The 21,457-nt window shown below is 35.7% G+C and carries 29 protein-coding genes and 1 pseudogene; 5 read left to right on the top strand and 25 right to left on the bottom strand.

Annotated elements, in window-relative coordinates:
• Positions 1-114: 114 nt before the first annotated feature.
• Positions 115-444, bottom strand: coding sequence for a hypothetical protein (locus ACQKIM_RS21775; RefSeq protein ID WP_427548047.1), 330 nt, complete (start codon positions 442-444; stop codon positions 115-117).
• A gap of 39 nt (positions 445-483) precedes the next feature.
• Positions 484-1,257, bottom strand: a complete 774-nt coding sequence (locus ACQKIM_RS21770; protein ID WP_427548045.1) for an ORF6C domain-containing protein — start codon at positions 1,255-1,257, stop codon at positions 484-486.
• 68 nt (positions 1,258-1,325) lie between these two features.
• Here ACQKIM_RS21770 and ACQKIM_RS21765 point away from each other — a divergent pair, with 68 nt between their 5' ends.
• Positions 1,326-1,532 (top strand): hypothetical protein, encoded by a 207-nt coding sequence (locus ACQKIM_RS21765; RefSeq protein WP_427548043.1) that lies wholly within the window; start codon positions 1,326-1,328, stop codon positions 1,530-1,532.
• On the opposite strand, the gene ACQKIM_RS21760 is transcribed toward ACQKIM_RS21765, so the two are convergent.
• Together ACQKIM_RS21760 and ACQKIM_RS21755 are read right to left on the bottom strand one after the other, a co-directional pair.
• On the bottom strand, positions 1,533-1,676 hold the full coding sequence (locus tag ACQKIM_RS21760; RefSeq protein WP_427548041.1) for a hypothetical protein: 144 nt from the start codon (positions 1,674-1,676) through the stop codon (positions 1,533-1,535).
• 159 nt (positions 1,677-1,835) lie between these two features.
• Positions 1,836-2,069 (bottom strand): helix-turn-helix transcriptional regulator, encoded by a 234-nt coding sequence (locus ACQKIM_RS21755; protein WP_427548039.1) that lies wholly within the window; start codon positions 2,067-2,069, stop codon positions 1,836-1,838.
• A 157-nt stretch (positions 2,070-2,226) separates the two neighbouring features.
• On the opposite strand from ACQKIM_RS21755, the gene ACQKIM_RS21750 reads away from it, so the two are divergent.
• The 3 genes from ACQKIM_RS21750 (at position 2,227) to ACQKIM_RS21740 (ending at position 4,099) form a co-directional block, all read left to right on the top strand.
• Complete coding sequence (locus ACQKIM_RS21750) at positions 2,227-2,574, top strand: helix-turn-helix transcriptional regulator (protein WP_427548037.1); 348 nt, start codon at positions 2,227-2,229, stop codon at positions 2,572-2,574.
• A gap of 164 nt (positions 2,575-2,738) precedes the next feature.
• Entirely contained in the window at positions 2,739-2,918 is a 180-nt protein-coding gene (locus ACQKIM_RS21745) for a hypothetical protein (RefSeq protein ID WP_427548035.1), read from the top strand.
• A gap of 14 nt (positions 2,919-2,932) precedes the next feature.
• Positions 2,933-4,099, top strand: coding sequence for a tyrosine-type recombinase/integrase (locus ACQKIM_RS21740; protein ID WP_427548033.1), 1,167 nt, complete (start codon positions 2,933-2,935; stop codon positions 4,097-4,099).
• Between the two features lie 94 nt (positions 4,100-4,193).
• Here the strand turns inward: ACQKIM_RS21740 and rpsI are convergent.
• The 4 genes and pseudogenes from rpsI to ACQKIM_RS21720 all read right to left on the bottom strand — a co-directional run.
• Positions 4,194-4,253, bottom strand: a pseudogene (gene rpsI / locus ACQKIM_RS21735) (30S ribosomal protein S9); the annotation flags it as partial.
• A 220-nt stretch (positions 4,254-4,473) separates the two neighbouring features.
• On the bottom strand, positions 4,474-4,806 hold the full coding sequence (locus tag ACQKIM_RS21730) for a DUF1827 family protein (protein ID WP_427548031.1): 333 nt from the start codon (positions 4,804-4,806) through the stop codon (positions 4,474-4,476).
• A gap of 13 nt (positions 4,807-4,819) precedes the next feature.
• Positions 4,820-5,149, bottom strand: a complete 330-nt coding sequence (locus tag ACQKIM_RS21725; protein WP_427548029.1) for a YolD-like family protein — start codon at positions 5,147-5,149, stop codon at positions 4,820-4,822.
• Between the two features lie 83 nt (positions 5,150-5,232).
• Positions 5,233-6,219 (bottom strand): tyrosine-type recombinase/integrase, encoded by a 987-nt coding sequence (locus ACQKIM_RS21720; RefSeq protein ID WP_427548027.1) that lies wholly within the window; start codon positions 6,217-6,219, stop codon positions 5,233-5,235.
• Positions 6,220-6,388: 169 nt separating this feature from the next.
• Between ACQKIM_RS21720 and ACQKIM_RS21715 the strand changes: the two genes are divergently transcribed.
• Entirely contained in the window at positions 6,389-6,598 is a 210-nt protein-coding gene (locus ACQKIM_RS21715) for a helix-turn-helix domain-containing protein (protein WP_427548025.1), read from the top strand.
• 109 nt (positions 6,599-6,707) lie between these two features.
• On the opposite strand, the gene ACQKIM_RS21710 is transcribed toward ACQKIM_RS21715, so the two are convergent.
• The 17 genes from ACQKIM_RS21710 to ACQKIM_RS21630 form a co-directional block, all read right to left on the bottom strand.
• Positions 6,708-7,106, bottom strand: a complete 399-nt coding sequence (locus ACQKIM_RS21710) for a hypothetical protein (protein WP_427548023.1) — start codon at positions 7,104-7,106, stop codon at positions 6,708-6,710.
• A gap of 64 nt (positions 7,107-7,170) precedes the next feature.
• Complete coding sequence (locus ACQKIM_RS21705) at positions 7,171-7,836, bottom strand: M15 family metallopeptidase (RefSeq protein ID WP_427548021.1); 666 nt, start codon at positions 7,834-7,836, stop codon at positions 7,171-7,173.
• Positions 7,833-8,249: a phage holin family protein gene (locus ACQKIM_RS21700; protein ID WP_427548019.1), complete on the bottom strand. Its 417-nt coding sequence runs from the start codon at positions 8,247-8,249 to the stop codon at positions 7,833-7,835. The genes ACQKIM_RS21705 and ACQKIM_RS21700 overlap by 4 nt, the downstream gene beginning before the upstream one ends.
• A gap of 102 nt (positions 8,250-8,351) precedes the next feature.
• Positions 8,352-8,741 carry a hypothetical protein gene (locus tag ACQKIM_RS21695; protein WP_427548017.1) on the bottom strand — a complete coding sequence of 130 codons (390 nt, stop codon included), beginning with the start codon at positions 8,739-8,741 and terminating at the stop codon, positions 8,352-8,354.
• Positions 8,742-8,756: 15 nt separating this feature from the next.
• Complete coding sequence (locus ACQKIM_RS21690; RefSeq protein ID WP_427548015.1) at positions 8,757-10,538, bottom strand: phage tail protein; 1,782 nt, start codon at positions 10,536-10,538, stop codon at positions 8,757-8,759.
• 53 nt (positions 10,539-10,591) lie between these two features.
• A complete protein-coding gene (locus ACQKIM_RS21685; protein ID WP_427548013.1) occupies positions 10,592-10,804 on the bottom strand; it encodes a hypothetical protein in 213 nt (70 codons plus the stop codon).
• Between the two features lie 99 nt (positions 10,805-10,903).
• Positions 10,904-11,191 carry a hypothetical protein gene (locus ACQKIM_RS21680; RefSeq protein WP_427548011.1) on the bottom strand — a complete coding sequence of 96 codons (288 nt, stop codon included), beginning with the start codon at positions 11,189-11,191 and terminating at the stop codon, positions 10,904-10,906.
• A gap of 93 nt (positions 11,192-11,284) precedes the next feature.
• Positions 11,285-11,443, bottom strand: a complete 159-nt coding sequence (locus ACQKIM_RS21675; protein ID WP_427548009.1) for a hypothetical protein — start codon at positions 11,441-11,443, stop codon at positions 11,285-11,287.
• The gene (locus ACQKIM_RS21670; protein ID WP_427548007.1) at positions 11,443-11,739 is read right to left on the bottom strand and encodes a hypothetical protein; all 297 of its coding nucleotides are present in this window, start codon (positions 11,737-11,739) and stop codon (positions 11,443-11,445) included. Before ACQKIM_RS21670 ends, ACQKIM_RS21675 begins: the two co-directional genes overlap by 1 nt.
• A gap of 16 nt (positions 11,740-11,755) precedes the next feature.
• Positions 11,756-13,957, bottom strand: a complete 2,202-nt coding sequence (locus ACQKIM_RS21665; RefSeq protein WP_427548005.1) for a hypothetical protein — start codon at positions 13,955-13,957, stop codon at positions 11,756-11,758.
• A gap of 12 nt (positions 13,958-13,969) precedes the next feature.
• Positions 13,970-14,791 carry a phage tail domain-containing protein gene (locus tag ACQKIM_RS21660; RefSeq protein ID WP_427548003.1) on the bottom strand — a complete coding sequence of 274 codons (822 nt, stop codon included), beginning with the start codon at positions 14,789-14,791 and terminating at the stop codon, positions 13,970-13,972.
• On the bottom strand, positions 14,788-19,368 hold the full coding sequence (locus tag ACQKIM_RS21655; protein ID WP_427548001.1) for a tape measure protein: 4,581 nt from the start codon (positions 19,366-19,368) through the stop codon (positions 14,788-14,790). Before ACQKIM_RS21655 ends, ACQKIM_RS21660 begins: the two co-directional genes overlap by 4 nt.
• Before the next feature lie 43 nt (positions 19,369-19,411).
• Positions 19,412-19,540, bottom strand: a complete 129-nt coding sequence (locus tag ACQKIM_RS21650) for a zinc finger domain-containing protein (RefSeq protein ID WP_427547999.1) — start codon at positions 19,538-19,540, stop codon at positions 19,412-19,414.
• 4 nt (positions 19,541-19,544) lie between these two features.
• Entirely contained in the window at positions 19,545-20,114 is a 570-nt protein-coding gene (locus ACQKIM_RS21645) for a bacteriophage Gp15 family protein (protein ID WP_427547997.1), read from the bottom strand.
• Between the two features lie 9 nt (positions 20,115-20,123).
• The gene (locus tag ACQKIM_RS21640) at positions 20,124-20,519 is read right to left on the bottom strand and encodes a hypothetical protein (protein WP_427547995.1); all 396 of its coding nucleotides are present in this window, start codon (positions 20,517-20,519) and stop codon (positions 20,124-20,126) included.
• Between the two features lie 93 nt (positions 20,520-20,612).
• Entirely contained in the window at positions 20,613-21,056 is a 444-nt protein-coding gene (locus ACQKIM_RS21635; protein ID WP_427547993.1) for a phage tail tube protein, read from the bottom strand.
• Positions 21,057-21,455, bottom strand: a complete 399-nt coding sequence (locus ACQKIM_RS21630) for a phage tail terminator protein (RefSeq protein ID WP_427547991.1) — start codon at positions 21,453-21,455, stop codon at positions 21,057-21,059. It abuts the gene before it with no gap.
• Positions 21,456-21,457: the final 2 nt, after the last annotated feature.

Below are 21,457 nucleotides of genomic sequence, written 5' to 3'. Positions count from 1 at the left end.
CAAAAGCGGAACAAAGTATAATTGGCAAATAAGTTAATATATAGGCAAGAGGTTTATTGCCCAAACCTCTTAACAGTTTAGTAGTTTAGTAGAGGCCATTTGCCCTGGTCTCTTCTATTTGATTCTTTGAAACTTGAGTATATTTTCTGAAGAACCAGTGGAATTTCTGTCGATCCACGCAAATACCTTATCTCTGGGATACTTGCCAACCATCGGTATAATCTTTGGGAAATCTTTTCTTAATACAAGTCTATTTATAGAAGATTTAGAAGTTTGGAAAATCTCAATTAAATCTTTCTTTGTTAGAGTTGGCGGATAGTTACACTTTGACTGCCCATCTTGTACACCTTTTAAGTAGGCTCTTTCGGCAACTAACTCAATTTTTCTTTCCCATAACTCAAGTTCAAGAGAGTCTATTTTTTCAATTCGTTCTTTTATACTCATCGGTGAACACCATCCTTTAAGTTGCTCGCCTAACAATTTTTAATTTACACCACCATCTACTAACTTTAGATGTTGTTGTCCGTTACAAGTCGTAATGTCCATTCGTAATGAAGTGGAAGGCTGCCACATAGAAATAAATTTGATACCATCCGCAAAACATGATCTTGGTAAATCACCATAACGTGGTATTTGAAAATGATCTTTAAAATCACGCCAAAAGGCTGAAAATACTTGTTTACTTAGTTGTTTGTAAGCATTGGCATCTTTACCACCAAGTGCTTCCATAACCGCTTCATTACCACGTTTGCGGATTTGGGCTTCTTGGCTGCCATCAATACGCATGGTATTAACTATAGTTTGAACAGTTTCTTTCACTTCACTAACTTCCAATTTGAGAGTTTCAACCTCTTCGGATGTTTCCAGTGATAGTCTCATAGAAGCTTTGAGCTGTTCTTTTTCAGAAAGTGGCTTTACATGTTGCTCTTGGATAAATACTCGCATTCTCTTAAACTCCTCTATGAATTTGACTTTCATTTTCATAGCTTCTGGAGTTGTATAAGACATGGCTACAATTGCAAACCCATCTTCAGTTAAATTGTATTTTGGGTACCATTGTTTATTTTGTGGATGTTGGTAATGGGCCTGCCCAAAGTTGGACACCCCCCATTCCAACTCACCAGCTTCTTTTAACTTTTCAATTTGTATCTCAATGTCACGTAGAACATGCTTATGTTCTTTTCCAAACATTTCGGAGATTGTTAAGCTATCTGTTACTGCCTGGTTGTTTGTATTGATGAAAACTAATTGAGTCATGATTGAACCTCCTATTTTCCGAAGTATTTCCAATCTGCTAAACTATTGGTAGATTGGAGGTGATACATATGCCAATTGATTTCACTACAGAAGATTTGTTACTGATTTACGGTCATTTTTCAAAGAAAATCAAAGAATTAGAATTACTTAAATCTATGCCAGACAACCCTATTGATCTAGGTAATATCAATCAAGACATTGAACTATATTCTTCTATCACAAACAAAATCGAAGAAGAACGACCTTCATTCCTTTTACTTAAAGGGAAAATTTGATTAATCATCTGGATTTTGAAGTATTACAGATGCAGGAGTGTATTCTTCAATTTGAATGAGTACATTCCGCTTTCCTACTTTCACAACATTGATATATTGCTTTTTTCTTCCTAGCAATATAGTTATTACAAATCTTAAAATCATGCTTACACCACCTTTCGATTTAATTAACGTTGCTACCGCTGTGTTAGCTATTAGGACGGATGTTTAAAAGGTATAGTGGACTGATTTATCCCCTTTTCACTTTGTGTTAATTTATAGTGAGGAAATCATACTCCAAAAAGACACTTTTTGTAGCTTTTTTCAAGAAACTTTATTTTTTAGCTTCATTTCGTAGCTATCATTCACAAAAAAAAGTGTCCAATCGAACTCTAAAAGTTCAGCTATTTTTTTTGCGTTTTTTACCGTTGCGCCTCTAGTTCCAGATTCAATGTGACCATATAATGATCTACTCATTTTAGTGCTCTCAGCAACTTGCTCTTGTGTATAACCTTTAGATACCCTCAATTGTTTTAACCAATTGCGTGTCTTTTGCATTTTTTCACCACCTAACAAGATTTATAACATCATAATAAGCTACATTTTGTAGCGTGTCAATACCATTATGCTCTTTTTTGAAGCTAATCAAAAAAGTATTTTGATTCTACATTTTGTAGCGTTTAAGATAGATATATAGTGAAAGGAGGTACGTTTCGTGGATTTATGTAACAACTTAATTAGATTTAGAAAAAATTTAAAATTATCACAAGAAGAAATGGCTAAAAAAATTGATGTTGCTAGAGCAACTTATGGAGCGTATGAACGTGGTACACGCGAACCCGATATAGATACATTGACTAAGTTGGCAGAAGTTTTTGAAATATCTATTGATGAACTTGTGGGACACGAAAATACTTCTAACAATGAAATAACATTTGAAAACTTTATTGCCGATTCTGATTTACGTGAATGGTATAAAAATTTAGGTGCAGCTCCAGAAGATGACCTAAATGATTTAAAAATATTTTATGACACATTTATTGCAAAAAAACATAATAAATAAGAATTAGGACATAACCATGAAAATGTCCTAATTCTAAGGCCTATTAGGATATTGGAGGTGGTAGTTAATAAATTGCATAAAATTTAAATAAATATTGTTCTACTAGATTAATAAGCTCGATTGGGCTATTTTTTTCTAGCTATAAAAGAACAAACGTTCGGAGGGTGTTTGCCATAAAGAGTATTCAAGAAATTGTAGAACGATTCGGGGCATATTTACAAATCGATTATTGGGAAAAAGGCAGCAAAGTAATCAAATTTAGTGGCGTGTATTACGTTTTGTTAAATTCCTCAGAAACGGATGGGCAACATGCTGATTATTTAATTACTATACTAGAAATTTAAAAGGAGATTGTTATATGGCATCCTATCAAAAGTACAAAACAAAATCAGGAGAACGTTGGCTCTTAAAAATGTATGTGGGTAAAAATCCACAAACAGGAGAACCAATTCGTATAACTAGACGTGGTTTTTTAAAGAAAAGTGAAGCAGTTGCAGCAGTAGAACGAATTTTGAAAGAAAATAAAATGGACAGTTATGCTAATAATAAAGATCTTACTTATCAGGATGTTTTTAATGAATGGTGGGAAGGTCAGAGTCAGACACTAAAACCATCAACTATTAAAGCTAAAAGTAATAAGTTCAGCAAATGGATCTTACCCTATTTTTCTCAGCTGAAGATTGCAGAAATAAACAAAAAATATTTTCAAGATTTCGTAAATAAAATGGCTAATTCAATGCCATCTTTTAAAGATTACGTAATCCAGGCACGTTTAGTTTTTAAATATGCTTTACAGGAGGGTTACATAACACATGACCCTACAGAATATATTATCTATCCAGCTCTAGATAAACACATAGCAGAGGATAATGAGGCTTTTGAAGGCGTATGGACTAGAGAAGAAACAACAAAATTTTTAACAAATGCAAAAGAATTTTGCGACTTGCGTAATTATGCTATGTTTCACACATTAGTATGGACTGGGTTACGTAAAGGTGAATTGTTAGCTTTACAAGACCAAGATATTATGAAAGAGTCTAAGGAGCTCCATGTGCGTCGTACACTGTATTGGGAGAATGGAGAATATATTTTACTCACTCCAAAGACAAAGAACGCTAGACGTAAAATAAAACTGGATGATGAGACATTTGAATTGTTAACTAGGTTAATGAGGGTAAATAGAGAAATCCGCTTCTCACTTGGACGACAAAATGAACAACAAAAATTTTTATTTATACGGGATGAGTTACAACCGTTGAGATTAGGTTATCCCAACGAAACATTAAGATCATTATGTAAGCGTTTTGGTGTTAAAGATATTAAAGTGCATGGATTGCGACATACCTATGCATCATTATTATTTGCTTCTGGTGCTCAATTGAAAGAAGTGCAGATACAACTCGGCCATGCCCGACTTGAAACTACTGCAAATATATACACTCATATTTTAGAGGAAACTCAACAAAGTGTTACGGAAAGATTAAGTGATTTTATGAAGGAAAAAAGCAATGTAAAAACTTTTTAGATGATAGCGGGGTCAAAATGGGGTCAAAACGTGAAATTGAAGATAAAAATGGCTCTCTCCCGGACAGGGGAAAGAGCCGATAACCATTGGTATATTAACGTTTTGAGAACTGAGGTGCACGACGAGCGCCGCGTAGACCTGGTTTTTTACGTTCTTATATGTGAATTGAACCACCGCTACTCCACTATTTATCATTCCTACTCATAAATTAACAACCTCTTAATTTTTCCGAAATTTCACGAATCACAGTTACTCAACTTTATACCATTTAGCAGGGTCATAATAGGGTCATTTATGTTGTGACCCTGTTTTCTATTGAAATCTAGAAGAATTTAAGACCTCTCTTTCCGAGATTACTGGTATTATTTTTTCTCCTAATTTACTAATGTAGTTCCCTTATTGGCATATAAATGAATTACTCCATTACTACTTACCAGCATACTTACATTAGAATAATCAACATTTAATATGTGATCGACTGCATATCTGATTTCCCATTCCTGAATGTACTCATAACCTTTGGCGTTGGAAATACTTGCATGATTAGAGCTACTACTTATGCTGTGTATGATTGATGTATCTTTACACTCATAAATTCGTGTAACTGTATCACTGGGTATATTAGCAGTTACCATATTTAATAGATCAGGTTTTTCTTGTGTAACATCTAGAAATTTATTTAGTGGAAATTTATATTTTACTGCCATTCACAAGTCCCCTTTATTCCATATTTGAAACACTTAAAATATCTAAAAAATGTACTTTATGAACATTAAAATATTTATCTTGTATGTGTATTAATTTGGTGTTTGAATCCATTTTTGTTACTTTCCCTGATAACGGTTCATCTTGATTGTATACAGCAAACATCTTATATTTCTTTTCCTCAAAAGCTTCACTCAAACTAAACGCTAGTTCTTCAAGATCAAATTCATCACGTTCAGGATGCTTTGGTGGCTGTTTTGGTTTTTCTGCAACTTTTTTGGATGGGTCTTTTTTCTTAGATTTTGTTTTTTCGGCTACTTTTGGAACTGGATTAAAATCTGTCATTTGATTCCCTCCTCTAAATTAAAGAACGTACGTTCTGTTAAAACGAATTATAGAACATACGTTCTTTAATTGCAACTACCTTCTTATTGGACATGATACTTTTTAAATGCATCACGTTTTCTTTCTTCACTCACCGGGGCATACCTTAGCGTTGTAGAAGGGTTTTCGTGACCTAAAAGGTGTTGTAAATCAGCTAACTCAATCCCTGCGTCCATTGCAAGCGTAGCGAATGTATGTCGCATTACATGAGGTGTTAATGGCTTACTTACATGGGCAACTTGTTCTATTTTATCTATTTGAAATTGTATTCCCCTATTAGTCAATCTTCTATATGGCTGGCGTTCTGTAATGAATAATGCTTCACAATCATCTGTACGTGATTTTAAATATCTTTTCAAATGATAGAGAGCCTTGAAACTTAAAAATACTTTTCTTTCCTTACTGCCTTTTCCAAATACAATCACGCTCATATCTTGCCAGTTTATATCTTTAATATTTAGGGAACTTAGTTCGCTCAATCGACATGCTGTACTATAAAATACTTCAATTAAAGCTCGTTGGCGCATTGTTTCACAGGACTCTCTAACAAGTTCTAACTCTTCAATAGTTAATCCCTCTCGAAGCCTTTTAGGTGTTTTTGGAGTCTTTATCTTTGCAGTCGGATTTTTCAGTAACATTTCTTCTTGCACCAACCAGCTATAAAAAGAACTTATAATAGTTAGTTTAGTAGCGATAGTACCACTTTTTAAATGACTTTGAGCAGCAAGATATTGACGTATGTCTGCTGTTGTAACACGCAAAACATTTTTCTGTACAAATTTTATAAAACGTTTTAATTCGTATTGATAGTTAGTAATAGTAGAAGTTGAATAGTTTTCTAGTTTAATAGCATTGACATACATAGTTAGTAAATTATCATTACTTTCTGAAACATTAATCTCGTCTTTTATTTCAATCGAATATGTGGATAATAAATCATCTAAATACAAAGCAAGTTTTGTCTCATCAATAACATCACAGGCCATTTTAACAACTGTTGATATTTCGTTTAATAAGTGTAATTTTGACATAACTTCCTCCTTCAAGTTGAAACAACTTTTTTGAAACTTATAAGTTTCATTATACATATATAAATTACAAAGTAAACACTTTTTAATTTATAAATTAATTCAATAGTTTACATTGTAATTTTAAAGTGTATAATTTTAGTATCAACTGATTTTGAAAGAAGGTGTTATTTTGAGTAAAACAGAATCTATAAAAATTCTTTTAATTAAAACGGGAATGACTGTAACTGAAGTAGCTGAAGCTCTAGGTACATCATCTCAAAACTTATCTAATAAAATGCGTCGTGATGATTTTAAAGTTAGCGAGTTAGAGGAGATAGCAAAGATTTGTGGAGTTAGATTTGAAAGTAATTTTATACTAGAGGATGGTTCCAAAATATAATTGGTCAGTAGGTAAATCTGTATGTTGAAACGTGTGATTAAATAGCTATTCTAGTTAAAATAAAAAATGACCAGGCTCACATTTTTTGTGATTACCTGGTCATTGATGGTTATTTTTCTGGAATTTCGATTATCTCAAGAATACCGTCATTTAATCTATTATCAATATCATATATAAACAAATAACGCTTACCTTCTTCGAATACAATAGGGTGCTCATCATCTTTCCACATATGTCGTTTTCTGAATATCTTTTTGCCGTTAGTAAATCCTTTTACTTCTCGTACTCCTGAGTATCCTGGCATCATAATCCAAGGATCTTTCTCCATTACCATAACCCAGTTATCTTTTGTATAGCCTTTACCTTTTAATAAGTCTTTATAATCATCTTGATTATCGAAGGTTAAATATTTTGTAGGTTTCATCTCTGGATATGCAGCATTAGTGCTTGAAATCCCAGTGAATAGGAGTCCTAATGATATGATTCCTGACATTAATATCTTTTTCATATTGCATCTTCTCCTTAAAATTTCAATATATCTATAGTTTACCAATAATTAATCAATTTTCATATTATTTATTTCTACGTTGCTGAATCGTAATATACAACCCAATTAACCGATCAGTGGTCATTGTACCATTCTGTAAATCCTTTAAGTGTGATTCCTTAATAATACTATCTTCAACCGCCTGTGCAATAAAGTTTTCAGCCTCAGTTTTCATAGCTGGTGAACCAGGGTTCCATGTTTGAGTCATTTTGATTTCCTCCTTTTTATCCTCTACGATTAATTGTACTTTTAACTTACTATTTGATGGCACGATTACGGTTCCTTCTAACTTATAACCTGCAGGCATCTTCCATGATGATTTAACTTCAAAATGCGGTCGATCAATACTACCTACCCAATCGCCACCCCATGTAATGCCAAGCTTACGTGCAATAGTCCCCACCCGATTTAGAGTAGTTACATCATATAAAGACTGTGGAGGACCTACAGCAATATCCCAAGCTAGCCGAGACTTATGATTGCTAGTTAGTGTCCAGGTAACAATTTGCCCAGGTCTAGTACGCCCCTGAGCATATAAGTAATTCTGGCGTTCTTGGCTACGGTGCGTTTCGGTAATGAAAATGTTTTTAATGCCAGCTTTAAAACACTCTTGGAACAAAAGTCGGCAAGCTGTTTGTGCTGCAGGTAATAGTTCAGCAAGATCTCGACATGTGGTTGTAATGTTAGTCATTGTTTATCACCCTTTTTATCATCATTATCAGTTTGTAATTGTGCAAATGCATTTGCAAGAAATTTTGGTACTTTAATGCCTAATTTCCCTAGGTTCTCTATCATGCTTATACCTTCCATGCCTATCAAAAATAGAATCATAGCATTACGCATAAAATTGCCACTCTCTGTAGCTTGGTCTAGTTGTACTGCAGCAATGACCATTAAACCCATTGCCGTCTTTTTAATTAAGCCTTTAAACATCTTTTTGCTTTCAGTTTTCTTGAAGACTAAACTAACCATAAAACCTAATGAATAGTCGATAACCATAAATATAACTAACGCCTTTATTAAATGGTCAATCCCACCTACAAAATAAGCGACCCATGCCATTGAGCCGCCTACAAGTGATGTATATAGTGTGTCTGTTTTCATCTGACACCTTCCTTTTTTCGATATAAAGCCCTCCACCATTTATCTGTGAAAGGCAAATTTCCAAGCCTTTGGTATTTTAGACAATAAAAATAACGCTAAGCCTTATGCTTGCGTTTCAGTTTCCACAGTATTTTGCTCCTCATCAACTTCTGCGTATTGATACATAGCTCGGTTGATTAAAATTTCATCATTGACCATGGCATACGGTTTTTTATTAATATCACTAGTTAAGGAATCTAATAGTTTATTCGGATTCGTTGTGTTAGTGAATAATAGCGTCTCACCTACTTTTATTGTGACATTTCTGTCTTCTGTTTTATTAAAGGCTTCCATCTTAACGATTGCAGAAACTAAATGTTTGCTCATACTTTTCTTTCCGATTTTAGCAGCAATCGTATTATTAGAATTGAATATTGTAGCAACAGTACTTAAGTTAACCCCTGTTGTTGAAACCTTTGCTCCATCCATCATCACAATTACGTATTTATCCATCTTTATCATTCTCCCTTATTTTTTTAATTCTAAATATCCAATTTCACCACTGTATGAACGTACATACAATCTCCCTCCTGCTCCTGCTTGAGATCCGTTCCACACTAGATTCATACCAATGACAGAAGAAGTTACAGCAGTATTGTTTTCTATCCATAGAGGACCATGTTGGATTTTAACACCACTGTTAGCAGATAAGGTAATCATATCGCCTTGGGCTTTTATTTGCATTGCCCCATGTTCTCCACCAAAATTTATATTATAATTACCTGTCCAACTTTCACCTATATTGAGCGTTTGTCCCACAGTTATATTTTTACTCACATTAATATTTGTAGCTCCACTTATGTCACCACTGACTATTACGGCACCATTCAAGTTAATCTTATCAGCATTAATTGTCGCAACCCCTGGGCTCAAATTAATATCAGTAATAGAGCCGCCTTTGTCTACTTTTAAATTGATACTATTTTGCATTACATTTATAGAAGATTTTGTGTCTCTATCCAAATTAGAAACAGCTATTTCGATTCTTCCGGCTCTTACGTCAATTGCAGATACTTCATTTGTAATACGATTGTTGACGCTTAAATTGATGTTATCGGCTTTTAAGTTGATAGCAGCCATTTCGTTAGTGATACGATTATTTACAGATAAATTAATGTTATCTGCTTTAATATCTATAGCAGCGATGGAAGTGTTGATATGTTCTACTTCTAACGTTATACGATCATCCGTTTTCTTGATTTCACTTCTAAATTCACCTTGCAACTTATCTTTAGTTTCTTCGATTTCTTCTTTTAATTCTTCTTTTGTATCGTCAATATATTCGTTGGTGTCGCCTATTTTTTCTTCCTGATCTGCAAGCGTATCTTCTATTGATTTTGGAAGTGAATTTCCGAAAACAACACTAGATGTTATTAATTTACCGTTATACAAAACTTTCGTTTGCTTTAATATTCGAGTTGACATTTCAACACCTAGTGGCTCATAGATAAGCCAAACACGTTCGCCATTTTCTCTTGCAACAAGCTCTGGAATTGTCGTTTCAATCGCTAGTAGTGGCTCGTCCTGTAGCTTGCTTTTGATGTAATTTATCAAAGCTGTAGCATCAGTAAAGCGATCATCTTTAACAGGATCCTCTTCCCTATGACCAAAAATAGTAAAATTGGGTGACGTATAATCAACGGTTAAGTCATCCTTACCAAAACCTTGAATATAAGTAGCAAGATTAGTCGTATCTTCCTGCAAAACGATTGACGATATATTGTGCTTATACCGATATTGATAGTCGTAATTGCCACCAATCTCCTTAGCGAAATATAGTTGTTTGTTAGGCAAAATTTGAAATTCGCAATCATGGTACTTGCATATTTTTTGAACTAATTTAATAACATTATCATTACCAAATGAACGTATATAATTAGTGACATTTGCGATATTTGCATCTGATGTAAATGTCCACCCTGTACCTTGTAAAGCAAAATTAATGTGATTATTTAAAGTGTGACTACCCTCAAATATGCCATGCCTATACGTTTTCAAATGGTCATAAAAAATACTTAATGCTGTTACCGATTTACTATAAACATTATCAGCAAAAACCTTTACACGAAAATCGTTACCATCCACAGTGACGATTGATTCAGACTTTAGTAGTTCGTAACCAGGATTATTTTCGCTAGGAAAACAAGAAAACGATACTGTAAAAGTACCGTCTACTATTTGTTCCATTTTAAAGTCTGTGCCGATTTTTATTAAAGGCTCCACCTGTGAACCATCTGTAACAGTAAGCAAACAACCACCTTCTTTCTAATAAAAATACGCCACTCAAAATTTCAGAGTTGTTTTTATAATCCTGGTACACCCGCAGGTCCTTTTGCATCACCAAGATAATTACCGCCATTTTTTATAAAGGTTATACTCTCCTCAATAGAATATAGGCGTCCCTCTATATTTGATAACATTTGAATAATGCGATTTTCATTCTGCTCTTGGCTACTCATAACAACCTGGAGCAGTTCTTTTACTTCTTTTAATTCATTTAATACTATTTCGTCCATTATAAAGCTCCTTCCTGGTATTCAAATTTAATAAAAATACGCTACTCAATTGGAGTAGCGCTTACTGAACAATATGGAACTATGATATGGTTACGTAAATTAATTGTTTTTATCTTCTTCTGATTTCAATTTCTTCAATTTTTTCTCGAACCTTTTTATTTTTTTATTCAAAAGATCTATATACTCAGATATAACTTCTAGGTCAATTCTTTCAAGGCGCATTAACTTCGCGTCTATCTCATTTATTTCTTCGAAACAGGTATTTCTTAATTCTTCATTATCCAAAGATTTTTCAAGTATGGAAAACCATTTCTCCTTTGATTTATCTAAACTATCAATAATTTTCAACTGTATTGCATAAAAACCTATTAAGTCTTTTTCTTCCATGCTAATTTCGTCTCCTTTAATCAAATTAATTTAATAGATTTACCTTATCACATAATTTAAAAAAGATAAGATTTATACTTAAAAAATAATAGTTTAAACACCCTCAGTAGCCGTTAAAATGTAATCTTCAACAGCCGTACGATATGCCTCATTTGTCACATCATCAATAACATACGTTTTCTCTGTCTTAGGATTTAAACCACCTGTCATGATACGCTCCGCTGCTATTCTTACAACGATTTGATTAACCATTATAATATCCCTCCAATTTCATTTTCTGCTTGTATTAACAATGCATCCTCAAGCTCTCTGATTTTACGTTGTTCCTCTGTTTCAGAAATATCATAAGATATAACCACAGGATTTCCCTCTTCATCAATACGATCAATATAGGACTTTGAATAATCAACGGAACCGTATGGTACGTCAATATATTCTAGTGTGTTCCAATCATCATGTGGTAGTATATCTCCTGCTGCTTCACCTGTTTGATATACTACTTTCCTTGTAGTCGTATCGTATATAATTCTATTTCCACGTTTGAGCATTTAAATTCCTCCTTTATTAACTATAACAATGATAAATATAAGAACCTGTAGCAGGAACAAACACCCTGTAAATATTTTGTGCAGTAGACGCCCTTAGTAATGTTCTGTTAGGGTCAGACGGACTAGAATATGCATGTGCATTAAAAATCCCAGTTTTAACAGACCAATTATTTGACAAATAATCATTTGCATACATGATAGATTGATATTGTACGATTCCACTACCTGCAATAGCTATTATAAACTTTGGTGTAAAACTTAGATTACTCACATCAAAGTAATACATTGTAGGACCTGCACTACCGTTAAGATAAGTTGTAGCTGTAGTCATTGAGGTATTAACAACTATAGAACCAGTAGAATACCCTACACCTGTAGGTATTTTATTTATATTATTAGCCATTGTTTCAAAAGTAGCATCCGAAGCAGTTTGAACTCCTTTACCAGTAATGGCAGATGCTACTTGTGCTTTACCATTACTTACAGATTGCTTTAAATCAACACCATCTACAATAAGTTTTGGCATATGCACAGTGCCATCTAACATAAAAATAGTGGCTAGACCCCAATTAGGGTTATTGCCGTCTATGTCTGCTGGTGCAATATAGAGATTCGGACTTTTGTGGAATACGTGGGATTGTGTACCATCAGGTGCAAAAATAAGTGGAAATGTACTCCTACTTGTAATAGAACCACTTATAAGATTATTTTGTTTTTTATCCATAAAACTAGTTGTTTGCGGTGTCCACGGATAACCTAAAGCAGTTGGAGAACCTTCATCAATACTAGTAATATAAGCTTTTGACATAATATCATTCGGGACATTGTTACCAATAAGTGTTACTTCAATAGCCATCACATTATTAGCTGTTGGTGCTTTAAATATAGGTATTAACAAGTGCTTATCAGTGTTGTCCAAAGTTAAGTCATTAAGGTAGTAATTTTGAGCAAAGCCCGGAGAAATAGTTGTTATAGTTTTGCTGTATTTGTGCAAAGTTCCGGAATAGAATTGCGTGTTATATTCTACCGTACATCCTCCTCCTGCGTCTGTGTTATTATAGTTACTGCTAGCTGTTATTTTTATGATTCCTGAAAATACTGTCAGTGTTGGGAATACAATAAACAAAGTTTCAACATTAGTTGTAGACTTCCAATTAGTAGCATGAAATTGAAATGTCTTAGTATGAGATACGTCACCTAAATTCATTGAACTTGTAGCGTTATACTTGTTCATTTGCCATGAGTTATCCACTTTAGGTACTATTTGGCCCAATTGTGCAGTAACTTCTGTTAAATCGGCATCTTTACCATCTTGTCCGGGTGGACCAGCTGGGCCGTCTGGTCCTGGAGGACCTTGCTCGCCTTTCAATGAAACAATCCACTCCTCCATGGTTCCTTCAAAGCCGTTTTCTACAACTAGATCATAGGCTGATTTACCTTCTGGACCTTGGATTGGACCTACGTTCTTCCAGCTATCTGTGTCATCCTGCCAAACATAAAGGTCTCCCCCAATCATATAAGCATCACCTGGTGTTCCTACGGTTGGTAAATCATCCTCGCTCGTTAATCCACCGATGATATTTACCCCTGTGCCATCTTTGCCGTCCTTACCAGGTAATCCACGCGGTCCTTCTGGTCCTTGTGCCCCTTTATCAGCAAATAAAGCCCATACACTTTGATTCGTAACAGGCTTATTAATATTTTCTTCTAAAGCTATATAAGTGCGTCCGTCTAGACCCACTAGATTATTTTTAAAGTATTGTGTGGCCGAAGACCAAGTACCTCTGGAACCAAAATTATCGATGAGTGATTGCATAGTGTTAATAGCTTCTTGTGCATCCTGAGTTGCTTGGATAGTAGCATTTTTGGCGTTAGTTGCATCTTCCGTAGCCGTTTCTGCATTGCTGATAGCAATATTAAGCTCATCCAATGTTACAGATACAGTTTGTAGAGCTGTTTGTAAAGCGTTGTTATTCTCGTTAATAGCTTGCTGTACAGACTCATTAACTTGAGCAATGAAATTTTGTACATCGTTTTCAGCAGCCTCAATAGCTCGCTCAATTCGTGCAATTAATTCATCGACTTCCTGACCTCCAGCCAGAATATTGATTTGCCGCTGGAGATTAGCAAAACGACTTAAAATATCATCCCATGTTGCATTAATATTATTGCGTCTTTTTCGGTCAATTGGGGATTCCGTATTATATAATTCTGTCATTTTCTCACATCCTTACATGTATAAAAATTTAAAATTAAAAGCGATACTTTGAATAGTACCGCCTTCCACAGAAAAAGTATTTTCACCCACTGCTATAGTGAGTAGTTTTTTATTTGTATTTTTAAAAACAGATGTTCCATTTTTAAGTGTACGAATACCACTTAAAACGAGTGTGTCGCTTGTTGTTAGTGCACCATCGTAACGATATACGTCACCTGTTGTCAGATTTGTGATTTGTAGATACGTTGTAGCTGTTGCCTTAATCGTAATTTCTAAAAAATGTTCTCTTGGATCAATAGCTACATTACCAATATTGTCGATGACAAAAGCATTAGAATTGTGAATATATTTATATTCCTTGTCCCAATCAAGACCCATGCCCCAGCTCCATAAATCTACATCCCACTCTTTACGATTCTGCAAGTCAATACAGTTTGCTCTGGATTGTGCATACGGTAACTCACATATAAATTTGACATTGCATACACCATTTTTTAATGTACGTTGCAAACTAAATTTCCCGTCATTGCGTACGTGCCACCACAAACCACTTACTCTTGTGTCAATGATGTAGAAATCCTCTCTACTACTAAATAATGCAAACAATTCACTTCTGAACAATGCATAATCAGCTAAATCATAGCCCTTTATTTTAAAAGTAGCGTCAATGTAACGAGTGTTATAACCATTGTTGGTGACAATATAGCCACCGCCATCTAAGTTATGTGATTCGTTCATATTGTCCATAGATTCAGGTTCGAACTCCATAACTCGAATTCCTGCGTCAAGCAAATTGATTTGTGACCCATTTTTTCTAACAAATATTAACGTCATAATGAGGTCACCCCTTTCACCATAGCTGCCATATTAGCACCTCGGTATTGCTTACCACTAACGATTTTATACATTATTTCCGCGACTTTTTCGCCATATAAAATCACGTCAGATGTTTCCACTTGGATGCTATTTTCTTCAGCATTACCCGAAATATTATTGATAGTTGAATAGTTATTAATCATCGATGATGGCTTGTCTAAGCCGAGGTTAACTTTAGCACCTCGCAACGGATTAACAATAGAAGGTTTGATAAAGTCACCGATTTTTTCAGATGCATTTGTTAAAAATGATTTTTGTCGATCTACTCCCACATCAAAACCGCGTGCAAGATTACCAACAATGAAATCACGCATCCATCTTGAAGGACTATGAATATCTAAAGCATCCTCAATTGTCCATTTAATACTATTTGCTATTGCTTTAGCTTGCTTCTGTAATTCTCCATCCATTGACTTCAATCCATCCAGTAATCCTTGTGCAGCGTTAACACCAACTTGCTTTAGTGAACTCATTTCATTTTGAGTAGTGGTTGTAAGTGCTTTGATTTTTTCACGCCACTCTGTTTGTAAAGTAGTTAGTTGCTTCTTGGCTGTTTCGCGTAATTCCTTGATTTGCTTGTCAGCGTCTTCACGCATAGATTTCAATTCACGTTCAGTTTGACTACGTGCATCTGCTGATTTTTCTTTATACAAATTGCTGTACTTTTCTAATTCTACCGCGCTCAACTGGTTCAGTGCCTGCAATTCACCGAGTGCTTTTGGACCCATTTCACTAAGATCTTTTAATAGTTCATCGCTTACGCCTCTCATAGCTAAATCATCCATAGCCCGACGCCACTCACGGAACCCAAACACTTGACCTTGTAGATTATCTAACAACTCTTTACCTGTAATTTCGGTGTTTCGCTTAAATTCATCAAACAGACCCGTGGAATTGAATAATTTATCATATCGTTTGTTAAATGCATCTTCATACGCTTTGTTTAAATCTTGTTCTTGCTTAATAAGATCATCATTGATTTTTTGCATTGCTTGTTGGTATGACTGATTAGTAGATAAAACTTCTTTATTTACAGCTTCAACAGCTTTTTTATGCTCCTGTTGCGCTTTAACTCGTTCTTTACTACCATCAGTAAATAACTTCAATGACTGTTCCCAAATTTTAGCTTCATCAATAAGTGATAATTGGTCTAATGATTTTTTATCATCAATAAGTCGTTTCGTTTCTTCGAGCAACATTTTATTCATTTCAGATTCTAAGTTAACAATCTTTTTAGTAGAATCTGATCGTATTTTTTCGATTTTCGTAGCTGATGTTTGCTCAAGTTTTGCAATTTTTGCTGCTGCATCTTCTTTAATTCTTTGGATTTTAAGTGCTTCGTCTTTTGCTGATTTTTTCTTTTTACTCGAAGCTGAACGTTGTGCTTTCGCAACATCCTCATTCATCCGTTTTTGAATTTTAGCAATTTCAGTAGCCTTGTCTTTTTCAATTTTTGCAATCTCTGAATTGGCACCACTACGCAATTTCTTCTCTTCATTTATAAAATGCTCTGCAATATCTTTCGCATTAAGCGCTATATCACTTACTGCGTCTACAACACGGTTTCCAGTTGACTCAATACCAATCGCCCAACCTTCGGAAATCCATTTACCGATCTGTTCGAAAATACGTGATGGAGAATGAATATCCAATGCTTGACGTACTGTTTGTGCTGCATTGTTAGCAATGCTACGAGCTGTCGCCAAAACTTGTTTTTCTCCAGCTTGAAGCCCTCGAACCATACCAGCCGTTGCTTCTTTACCAATTTTTTCGAAAGTAGATGATATATTCGCAAATGGTTTAACGATATCTTGTATTAAAGAGTTGACTGATTTTAAAACTGCTTGAATACCATCTTTGATCCCAAGTGCTAATCCGTCAGCTAAATCCGTACCAATCCGAACAAACACTCTTGATGGACTGCGTGTTTCTGATTGATCTCTCGCTGCATCTTCGGCAGCTTTTGCCATTGCTTCTCCAGATTTCTTTATTTCTGGTATGCCCTTCTCCATACCTTGCGCTTGTCCTTTAGCAATATCAACACCAAGCCCATCAAAATTGGCACTTTTGATGCTATCAGATAAGGCTTTTTCAGTACCAATAACCAAATGACCAACAGCTTCTAATAAACCTGTATTTTCAATTCCGAGAGAGGTACTTAATGCTTTTGTTGCTACTTCTCCACCTTTGGCGAAAGATTCACTCAACTTATTTAATTCGGTGTCCGAGGCACTTACAAGAGCTTTAACATGTCCTGCGGATTCAGGTCCTGCTTCACGTAATGTGTTGAGTAAACCTTCGTCTACGCCACGTTCCGCTAACTTTGCAATGTTTTCTGACCACTCTGTTATGATTCGTTGGTTTTCTTCTAAGTTTTTTTGCATTTCAGCAACGGAAACTTTAGATTTATCACTTAGCTTATCAAACATATCAGTTGCGGCACTTGCATAATCATCCCAAGCAGATTTCATATCGTCCACTGTTTTTTGAGCAGATTCAGACAATTCGTCATACATGATTAATTGTCTGCCGACATCTTCCTCTGTTGCATCAGCTACGGCTTTGGAAGATTCAATAATTTGCTGTTCTACCTTAACCCGTTCTTCGCCTGCGAGTTTGTTAGCCTCGGAAAGAGCAAGTTCTTGTTCCTCTAACTCTTTCATAGCTTCTTTATGTTCTTTGGTTTTCACGGAACCTTCTTCTAACTTCTGATTCCATTCCTCTCGAAGTGCTGTGAACTCTCCAAGTTGCATTTCAATTTCAGCTTGCTCTTTCCTGATTTCGGTCAGTCGCTCTTGCGCTGCTGTTTGCTTTTCTTCCTCTTTCATCAAATTGATGCGATTCAATATTTGTTCGGAAGTTGCACTCAACGCATTTGATTGCTCACCATACACAAGGTTTAAGCCATCGACATTTTTATTTAACTCCTGGATATACGAATTTAATAATTTCTTTTCTTCACCAGTTTTATGTTCTTTTGCAGCTAGTTCTTCGATTTGTGCAACGAGTCCTGTGTAAGCTTGGGCGTTGGTTTCAATGTTTTTTTGATTTTTTTCATAAGCAGCAGACGATTCTTCTACTGATGTATTTAATGCTTTTGTGGATTCCACTAACGCCTCATTTTGCTGAGTTAGCTTTTCACCCTCTTCAGTGGATTTATTGAACCATTTAACAAGTCCTATAACACCTGTAACAAGTAAGCCAATTCCTGCGACTACCCAACCAATAGGCCCTGCAAAAAGTGCCATGGCTGCACCCCATGCTTTTGTGGCTGTTGCCGCTGCTATTTGCGCCACGGTTGATAGTTTAATAGCGCCTGTCATTACCCCAATTGCCAAAGTTTTAAGTGTAATGGCACTTGTTGATGCAACAGTTATCACTGTTCCAGCTCTATCTGTCGTGGTCATTACAATTTGCGATGCTACACGGGCATTAGTAGCTATTGTCAATGCTTTAGTAGTAGCTTCTGCGGCTGCTATCGCTGTCTGTGCTGCACTAATTGCTGCACTAGCTTTTGTGTAGACGGTATATGCTGCAAATGCGGCTGTTAAGCCGATTATGGCAGGCGTTAAAAAATTGACAACAGGTATCAACGCACTTATTGCTGCTGCAAACACTTTCACGATTGGCGCTGCCATCCCGATTGCGTTATTAATTTCTGCAAATACAGCACGAACAATCACTTTCAAACTGTCTAGGTTTTCGGCTATGGTTTTTCCTGTAACTTCTTGTGTAAGTTTATCAAAAGCAAAAATCATATTAGCAACACCAACAACTATTGCATTACGTAGGTTGCCGAACGATGTACCAATACCAGCACTACTGTTTTTTGCGACATCCGCAAAACCGTTAACGCCACCGTTTAACTCAATGACCTTCGCATTAAATTCTTTAAAGCTAATATCACCGTCTTTAAGTGCTGCATACAAGTCATTTTGAGCTGATTCTCCAGCAAAGCCGAACGCTTCTGCTGTCTTATTGAGCGCATACCCCATCGTTTCTTGTAGTGTACGCCATGACTGCATATCGACAGATCCTTTTGATAACATCTGTACATATTGCACCAACCCACGTTCTGCATCAGAAGCACTTGCACCGGACGCCAAAAAGGCATTGTTCAAAGACAATGCCGTGTCGGTTGCTGTATCTAAATCACCTGTGAGGATCGCAATGTTTTGAGCACTACCAACGATGCCGTCTAGCGTTGTTGGTAGCCCTTGAATACCTTCGGACAATTTATTAATGGACTTTTGAGCAGCCTCGCTACTGAAGCCCATACGTTCCATCACACTAGGGAAACCATTGATTGTATCAAAACGCTTGATTGCTCCATCTAGCGCACTCGTAACAAGCTGTATGCCTTTTTGGGCAAGACCAACCAACCCTAATGCAGTGACCATGTCTTTAACGCCAAATGAGGCTTTTTTAGCTGTTTTGTCGATACCGTCAATTTGCCTATTAATATCTGCAACACCTTTGACAACTCGACCATCATCTAAAATTACATCAATTACTATTTTTCCATCAGAAGCCACGACTACACCACTCCCTTATTTTGAAATGGTGCTCGACGGCTCTCTAATTATTGACTAATGTTGTGTCTTTACAGCGAGGGCATTTTATTTCTGCTTCCCCTTTAACTTTCGCAAGAAGCTTGCCGCATTTCTTGCATCGTATTTCTTGCATTTCATTCGTATTTTTTGGCATATCATCACTCCTTTTGTTTCAGTGCATATGCTCTTTTGATTTTTTTAATTGCTTCACGTTGTTTAGATGCACCTTTCCCTGTTGGTAGTTCCATTTGACGGATTTCTAGTACTTTTTTAAACTTGGTATCTTCACTCAATCCACTTAAAAGTGCTTTAAATTTCCACCAGTGTAGTTTACCTTGTTGCTCGAATAAATCCAGGTTGTAACATTGTAAAAACGAAGCATAAATGTACTGTGCGTCTTGCTTGATGTCATATAAATCTTCGTTATCTTCCTCTTGTGCTTTCGGCATTGGATTGCCCTCAAGATCATATTCCACATCATCCGTTTGCTCATTGTTGATGAAAGTATCGAACAACATAACAAAAATATCCGCCTGCTCTTGCAAGGGATACTCAAAGTGTGCACCTAACAGCATGTACAACCCAGTTGTAATCTGCTCTAGGTCATTTATATCTTCGTCATTGAGTAAATCAATAACGGATAAAACATTATCAAACGACAAATCGATGTGATGTTCAAAACCGTTTATTTCAACTGTGCAAGGTAAAATATCAGTTAACGCAAACATAAACGCACCTTACTTTTTACGTCTTTGATGCTGTTGACGTTGTTTTTTTGACTCTACATATTTTGTAGCTTTAGTTTGCTGTAGTTGCAGACCGCGTTTATTTGCTTCTGCCGCGATACCTTCTGCAAGTTGATTGAATACATCTGCACAAGCAAAAGCGCCACCAACATGCTCATAGATAGCTTCGCCTGCACCTTTTCCTAATAATTCGTCAATGGCTTTAATGATAAGTTTTTTAGCCCCATCAAAATCATCATCAGTAAGTTGTTGCGCATCTTCGTGGAACTTTGTGAAAACTGTACGGGCTCGTAGTAAATTTTCATCTGACATATCAATTTCGTATTTTAAATCATTGTCAATTTCCACTGGAATTGTGGATTTGCGTGTATTGATCTTAATTGTCATATATATCGCTCCTTTAAAAAAGAGAAGGTTTAATCGCCCTCTCCTCCGATTGGCTCTTCTAGTTCTATGTCATCGCCCGAAATGTCGGGCTCATCAGGGTATAACCGGTGATACAGTAATAGTTGGTTTAGTATCCCACGAAATACGGCAATTGAATGGTGCAAATTCTGATGCTTCGCCACCTGTCACTTTAATATCTGAAACGGTTGCTCGTCCTGTAAACTCTGTACCATCTGTACGTACTTGTTTAAAGATGATTTTACGAGCCTCACCATCTTCAAGCTCCATGTCAGCAATTAATTTTTGAGCTGGGTTCTCTACATCAAAAGTACCTTCAAATGTGTATGCTTTTTTAATACCGATAACCTCTGTTTCTTTTGTGCCATCGCCATCATAATATGCATACTCCTCTGTTTCCTCCTCACTATCATCTGTTACGCTAGAAATATATTTCGCTAAAGGTAAATCTGCTGTGCTATTTTCATCTTCATATTTGCCTACAAAATACTCCGTTAAGGCGTTCTTTTTACGTGCCATTTAAGCCACTCCTTTGTTAATTGTAATTTGTACACTGATTGATAATTGATAAATAAAATAGCCTTGCTCATCAACAGCAATGAGCGAAGGCATACCGACAATACGTATATTGTTAAATTCATAACTATTATTTTCAGATGGTAAATCATCTAAGTTCTCAAGTTTTTGAAAAATTGTAGTAAGAAAGTTAATACAATTATTTTGTTGCTTACTTTTAGCATTGATTTGCACTTGTTGTTGTTTATCACGCATCCCGTCAAAATAAACCATTTCTTGACCGCCTGGCATTGCCATAACTGAAATACTTTCATTCGCTTCAAGTGCACCAATGATGCTTTTAGCAAACGGCTTTTGACTATTAATATAACGATTGAGCTGTAATAATAAATCTAATTCCATGC

This window comes from Lysinibacillus sp. NPDC047702, assembly GCF_050272555.1.
Taxonomy (GTDB): domain Bacteria; phylum Bacillota; class Bacilli; order Bacillales_A; family Planococcaceae; genus Lysinibacillus.
The sequence above is the reverse complement of the archived record's forward strand: the minus strand, read 5'-3'. Positions and strand labels throughout refer to the sequence as shown.